The sequence below is a fragment of the Kitasatospora sp. NPDC017646 genome (genome assembly GCF_044329365.1).
Taxonomy (GTDB): Bacteria; Actinomycetota; Actinomycetes; order Streptomycetales; family Streptomycetaceae; genus Kitasatospora.
In genome coordinates this window covers 83,085-89,084 of record NZ_JBIRJC010000015.1, presented here as the reverse complement: position 1 = coordinate 89,084, position 6,000 = coordinate 83,085, and the positions used below count along the sequence as shown (strand labels likewise).

Genomic DNA, 6,000 nt, shown 5'->3' with positions numbered 1-6,000 from the left:
GGGGGGGCGGGGGGCGCCCCCCGCCCTCGTGGCCCGCGCGGGCCCCCCCCCGCGGGTGTGGGTGCCCGCCCCCCCGCGGGGGGGGGGGGGGGCCCCCCCCCCCCCCCCCCCCCGGCCGTTTCCGTTGCCGCCCGGCGGCTGCCGCTCAACGCCGTCCGGAGCGCCGGTCCCTCGAACCCCCGGAGTCCCCGCCACCGGCCAGGCCTGCCCGGCGCAGCGCGTCCGCCATGGCGCTGTTCGCCGGGGCACCGCCGCCGAAGCCGGCGTCCCGGTCGCCGCGGTCACCGCGGCCGCCCTGGCCGCCACCGCGCCGCTCCTGGCGGGGCGGGCGGGCCTGCCGGTCCCCGCCCCGGTCACCGCCGCGGTCGCGGCCGACCTCGTCGTCCAGCCGTAGAGTGAGCCCGATCCGCTTGCGCGGCACGTCCACCGAGACGACCCGGACCTTGACGATGTCGCCGGGCTTGACCACCTCGCGCGGGTCCTTGACGAAGTTCTTCGACAGCGCCGAGACGTGCACCAGCCCGTCCTGGTGGACGCCCACGTCCACGAAGGCGCCGAACGCGGCGACGTTGGTGACCACGCCCTCCAGCACCATGCCGACCTCCAGGTCGCCGATCTTGTCGACGCCCTCCTTGAACACGGCGGTGCGGAAGGCCGGCCGCGGGTCCCGGCCCGGCTTGTCCAGCTCGCCGAGGATGTCGGTGACGGTCGGGATGCCGAAGGTGTCGTCGGCGAAGTCGGCCGGGCGCAGGGCCCGCAGCCGCTCGCCGTTGCCGATCAGCTCGCGCAGCTCCCCGCCGGTCGAGGCGAGGATGCGGCGCACCACCGGGTAGGCCTCGGGGTGCACGCTGGAGGCGTCCAGCGGGTCCTCGCCGCCCGGGATGCGCAGGAAGCCCGCGCACTGCTCGAAGGCCTTGGGGCCGAGCCGGGAGACGTCCTTGAGCTGCTTGCGGGTGCGGAACGGGCCGTTGGCGTCGCGGTGGGCCACGATGTTGTCGGCCAGTGTGGCGGTGATGCCGGAGACCCGGGTGAGCAGCGGCGCCGAGGCGGTGTTGACGTCCACGCCGACGGCGTTGACGCAGTCCTCGACCACGGCGTCCAGTGAGCGGGAGAGCTTCACCTCGCTCAGGTCGTGCTGGTACTGGCCGACACCGATCGACTTGGGGTCGATCTTGACCAGTTCGGCCAGCGGGTCCTGGAGGCGGCGGGCGATGGAGACCGCGCCGCGGATCGACACGTCCAGCTCCGGCAGCTCCTGGGAGGCGAACGCGGAGGCCGAGTAGACGGAGGCTCCGGCCTCGCTGACCATCGCCTTGGTGAGCTTCAGCTCGGGGTGGCGCTTGAGCAGGTCCTCGGCGAGCTTGTCGGTCTCCCGGGAGGCGGTGCCGTTGCCGATCGCCACCAGGTCGACGTCGTGCTTCTTCGCCAGCGCGGCCAGGGTCGCCAGGGAGGCGTCCCACTTGTTGGCGGGCTGGTGCGGGTAGATGGTCTCGTACGCGACGACCTTGCCGGTGGCGTCCACCACGGCGACCTTCACCCCGGTGCGGAAGCCCGGGTCCAGGCCCATGGTGGCGCGGGTGCCGGCCGGAGCGGCGAGCAGCAGGTCGCGCAGGTTGGCGGCGAAGACCCGCACCGCCTCGTCCTCGGCCTCGGCGCGCAGCCGGGCGCGCAGGTCGATGCCGAGGCGCACCAGGACGCGGGTGCGCCAGGCCCAGCGGACGGTGTCGCCGAGCCACTTGTCGGCCGGGCGGCCGCGGTCGGCGATGCCGAAGCGGGCCGCGATGCGCTGCTCGTAGTCGTTCCCGCCGGGCAGGTCGCCCTCGGACTCGCCGTCGTAGGGCGACAGTTCGAGGTCGAGCACCTCCTCCTTCTCGCCGCGCAGCATCGCCAGGATGCGGTGCGAGGGGAGCTTGGTGTACGGCTCGGCGAAGTCGAAGTAGTCGGCGAACTTGGCGCCGTCCGTCTCCTTGCCGTCCCGGACCCTGGCGACCAGGCGGCCGCGGGTCCACATCCGCTCGCGCAGCGAGCCGACCAGGTCGGCGTCCTCGCCGAAGCGCTCGACCAGGATCGCCCGGGCACCCTCCAGGGCCGCCGCGCCGTCCGCCACCGACTCGTTCAGGTACCGGGCGGCGAGCGCGGCCGGATCCTGGGTCGGGTCGGCGAGCAGGGTGTCGGCCAGCGGCTCCAGTCCGGCCTCGCGGGCGATCTGCGCCTTGGTGCGCCGCTTGGGCTTGAACGGCAGGTAGATGTCCTCCAGCCGGGCCTTGGAATCGGCGGCCAGCACCTGGGCGCGCAGCGCGTCGTCCAGCTTGCCCTGGGCCTCGATCGACTCCAGGACGGCCGCCCGCCGCTCCTCCAGCTCGCGCAGGTAGCGCAGCCGCTCCTCCAGGGTGCGCAGCTGGGCGTCGTCCAGCGAGCCGGTGACCTCCTTGCGGTAGCGGGCCACGAACGGCACGGTCGAGCCGCCGTCGAGCAGTTCGACCGCAGCCTTCACCTGCCCCTCGCGGACGCCCAGTTCCTCGGCGATCTTGCGCTCGATCACCTGCTGGGCCTGCCGGGCCACCTGTTCGACTGGCGTGGTCACGAAGCCGGTCACCTTCTCCTTCAGTGCTTTGGCCGTACGCCCTGCATTCTGGCAGGTACCGGTGACGCCCACCCGCCGCGCCCGGGGCGGCGGGCGTGGCGCGGATCCGGGCCCGCTCCGATGCCGGACCCCGGGCCTGCTCGAAGTCGTGTGCGCAGTTCGCGAATCCGGCTGATCCCCGGCGATCTGCGCTGTACGCTGCCGGGCATGTGCGCTGCCGCCCGGATGCACCCCGATGAACCGGTCGTCGACGCGGCCCTGGTACGGCGGTTGGTCTCCGCCCAGTTCCCGCAGTGGGTGGGGCTGCCGGTCACGCCCGTCGGGTCCGCCGGGACGGACAACGCGATGTTCCGGCTCGGGCCCGAACTCGCCGTCCGGATGCCCCTGGTGGAGTGGGCCGCCGGGGACGTCCGCCGCGAGCACCAGTGGCTGCCCCGACTGGCACCGCAGTTGCCGCTGCCCGTCCCCACCCCGCTGGCCGTCGGCCGCCCCACCGCGACCTACCCGTGGGAGTGGTCGGTGCTGCGTTGGCTCGACGGCGTCAATCCGGCGGTCGGCGTGCTCGCCGCGCCCGAGGGCCTCGCCCGCGACCTGGCCGGCTTCGTCAACGCCCTGCGCGCCCTCGGCCCCGCCGGCGCCCCGGCCGGCCAGCGCAGCGTGCCGCTCGCCTCCCGGGACGGCTCCACCCGTGCGGCGATCGCCCAACTCACCGGCACGATCGACACCGCGGCCGCAACCGCCCTGTGGGACAAGGCGCTTCGCCTCCCCGAGTACGCCGGCCCGCCGGTCTGGATGCACGGCGACCTCACGCCCGGCAACCTGCTGGTGAACAGATCCGGCCGGCTCGCCGCCGTCATCGACTTCGCCCTGATGGGCGTCGGCGACCCCACCGCCGACCTGATCGCCGCCTGGAACCTGCTCCCCGCCTCCGCCCGCCCCGCCTTCCGCGCAGCCCTGCGCGCCGACGACGCCATGTGGGCCCGCGGCCGGGCCTGGGCCTTCTCCATCGCCCTGGTGACGATCCCGTACTACCGCCACACCAACCCGGCGCTGACCGCCAACGCCCGCCACGTCGTGCGCGAGGTGCTCGCCGACCGCAGCGTGTAGGGCGTTCAGTGCCCCACGATCGCCAACAGGTGGTCCAGCAGCGGGCTCCGGTCGTCGGCGCGCCAGGCGACGGCGGAGCGGGTGCGGGCGATGCCCGGCTCGACCGGGCGGAAGGCGACGCCCCGCAGCCGGATCCGGCGGATGCTCGCCGGGGCCAGCGAGACGCCGAGGCCGGCCCCGACCAGGGCGCACACCGTCTGCCACTCCACCGCGTGCTGCCCGATCCGCACGGTGAACCCCGCCCCGGCGCACAGGCCGGTGATCCGGTCGTACAGCTGCGGCCCCTCCTCCCGGGGCAGTAGAACGAACGGCTCCTCCGCCAACTGCGCTATGCGGACGGTCGGTTGGGCGGCCAGCGGGTGGTGCGCCGGGAGCACGGCGACGAAGGGCTCGCTGAGCACCGTCCGGAAGCGCAACTCCGGCTCGTCGGCGGACGGTTCGCGCAGCAGGCCGACGTCGATGCCGCGGTCGCGCAGGGCCGCGAGCTGCGGGGCACTGGTCATCTCCCGTACGTCCAGCCGCACGCCGGGGTGGCTCTCCCGGAAGGCGCGCAGCAGCCCGGGCAGGACGGTCAGGGCCAGCGAGGCGGAGAAACCGATCCGCAGCCGCCCCGCCTCGCCGCTGCCGACGGCCCGGGCGGCGGCCAGCCCGTCCGCGAGTTCGCCCAGGGCCCGGCGCGCGGCGGGCAGCAGCTCGCGTCCGACCGGGGTCAGGGTGACGGCGCCGGGCGCGCGCAGGAACAGCGGGTGACCGACCTTCTCCTCCAGCCGGCGGATCTGCTGGCTCAGCGGCGGCTGGGCGACGCCGAGCCGGGCGGCGGCCCGGCCGAAGTGCAGTTCCTCGGCGAGCACGACGAAGGCGTGCAGCTGCGGCAGGGGCAGTTCGGGGCGCTCCATACCTCCAGGGATATCAGACCGGCACCACGGGAGTATTGGACGTATCCGGGCAGGCCACCTAGCGTTCGGCGCATGACAGAGCGACGCGCCGTACTCAGCGGTTCCACCTTCGAGGAGCAGATCGGCTACGCCCGCGCCGTGGTCGACGGCGACTGGGTGCACGTCTCCGGCACGACCGGGTTCGACTACACCGCCATGACCATCTCCGAGGACGTGGTGGAGCAGGCCGAACAGTGCCTGCGCAACATCGGGTCCGCGCTCGCCGAGGCCGGCTGCGGCTTCGCCGACGTCGTACGGGTGCGCTACCTGCTGCCCGAGCGCGCGGACTTCGAGCCCTGCTGGCCGGTCCTGCGCCGCTGCTTCGCCGACGTCCGCCCGGCCGCGACGATGCAGGTGTGCGGCCTGTCCGACCCCCGGATGCGGATCGAGATCGAGGTGACCGCCCGCCGCCCGACCGGGTGACGGCCGGCTGATCCTCCGCCACCACTACTACGGGCCGCGGGCATTGCTATGGTTCTCCCCGCACGAGGGGCAGGGGGAACGGACTTGGCACGGAGCGTCATCGACGTCAGGGTGAGCCGGCGGGTGCTGTGGATCGGCGGGGACGCGTACCCGCTGCAGCACATCGCCCGGGCGCGGCAGTTGGTGTGGTGGCCGCCCAAGCGCTCGCGGACGGTCATCAGGTTCGTCCGTCAGGTGTTCGGGCTGCTGTTCGCCGTCAGCCTCCTCAGCGCGCTCACCCACAACTCGACGAACCAGGCACAGGCGGCCGCGGTCCCGGGCGCGCTCCTGCTGGCCGGCTTCCTGTTCTGCCTCTACCGGCTCGTCACCCGGCTCCGGCAGAAGCCGGTGTACAAGCTCGTCATCGAGACCTCGAACGCCGCGACGACCGCCGTGGTGAGCCACAACTCCTGGCAGATCACCAACCTGATCCAGATGATCATGGAGGCGATCGACAACCCCCAGGCGGAGTTCGCGATCCAGGTCGAGAACCTCCACGTCGGCGACAAGATCACCCAGTACGGCGACCACAACACCGGAAAGCGGGTCGGACTGTGAGCAACTCCTTCCACTTCGGCGACTCGGTCACCCAGCACGGCGACCACAACATCGGCATCATCAAGAACCAGGGACCGGTCGATCCGAAGGCCGCGCTGCGCGAACTCGTCACCGCGGTCCGGCTGTTGCGCGAGCAGGTGCCGGCCGAGGACCGCGAGGTGCTGGACGAGTCGCTGGAGGCCATCGGCGACGGCTCCGAGACCTCGCCGTCCGCCCTGCGGCGGGCGCTGCGCAACATCTCCGGGGTGGCCTCGCTGGTCCGGGCGGGCGCGCCGGTGGTGGAGTCGGTCCGGCGGATCCTGGACTCGCTCAGCTCCTGATTTTCGTACCGGGTCAGAAACCTGCCCGGGTCAA

Annotated in this window: 6 protein-coding genes; 4 read left to right on the top strand and 2 right to left on the bottom strand. The window is 73.5% G+C overall.

Translation table 11 applies throughout. The features are described from left to right. Window positions 1-145: 145 nt before the first annotated feature. Entirely contained in the window at window positions 146-2,584 is a 2,439-nt protein-coding gene (locus tag ACH4J0_RS23435; protein WP_396242465.1) for a Tex family protein, read from the bottom strand. A gap of 207 nt (window positions 2,585-2,791) precedes the next feature. Between ACH4J0_RS23435 and ACH4J0_RS23430 the strand changes: the two genes are divergently transcribed. Then, on the top strand, window positions 2,792-3,691 hold the full coding sequence (locus tag ACH4J0_RS23430; protein ID WP_396242464.1) for an aminoglycoside phosphotransferase family protein: 900 nt from the start codon (window positions 2,792-2,794) through the stop codon (window positions 3,689-3,691). Between the two features lie 5 nt (window positions 3,692-3,696). Here the strand turns inward: ACH4J0_RS23430 and ACH4J0_RS23425 are convergent, their stop codons facing one another. Further along, window positions 3,697-4,587, bottom strand: a complete 891-nt coding sequence (locus ACH4J0_RS23425) for a LysR family transcriptional regulator (protein ID WP_396242463.1) — start codon at window positions 4,585-4,587, stop codon at window positions 3,697-3,699. Between the two features lie 72 nt (window positions 4,588-4,659). Here ACH4J0_RS23425 and ACH4J0_RS23420 point away from each other — a divergent pair, with 72 nt between their 5' ends. The 3 genes from ACH4J0_RS23420 (at window position 4,660) to ACH4J0_RS23410 (ending at window position 5,966) form a co-directional block, all read left to right on the top strand. Next, window positions 4,660-5,049, top strand: a complete 390-nt coding sequence (locus tag ACH4J0_RS23420; protein WP_396242462.1) for a RidA family protein — start codon at window positions 4,660-4,662, stop codon at window positions 5,047-5,049. A gap of 84 nt (window positions 5,050-5,133) precedes the next feature. Beyond that, window positions 5,134-5,646, top strand: coding sequence for a DUF6232 family protein (locus ACH4J0_RS23415; RefSeq protein WP_396242461.1), 513 nt, complete (start codon window positions 5,134-5,136; stop codon window positions 5,644-5,646). After that, the gene (locus ACH4J0_RS23410; protein WP_396242460.1) at window positions 5,643-5,966 is read left to right on the top strand and encodes a hypothetical protein; all 324 of its coding nucleotides are present in this window, start codon (window positions 5,643-5,645) and stop codon (window positions 5,964-5,966) included. Before ACH4J0_RS23415 ends, ACH4J0_RS23410 begins: the two co-directional genes overlap by 4 nt. Window positions 5,967-6,000: the final 34 nt, after the last annotated feature.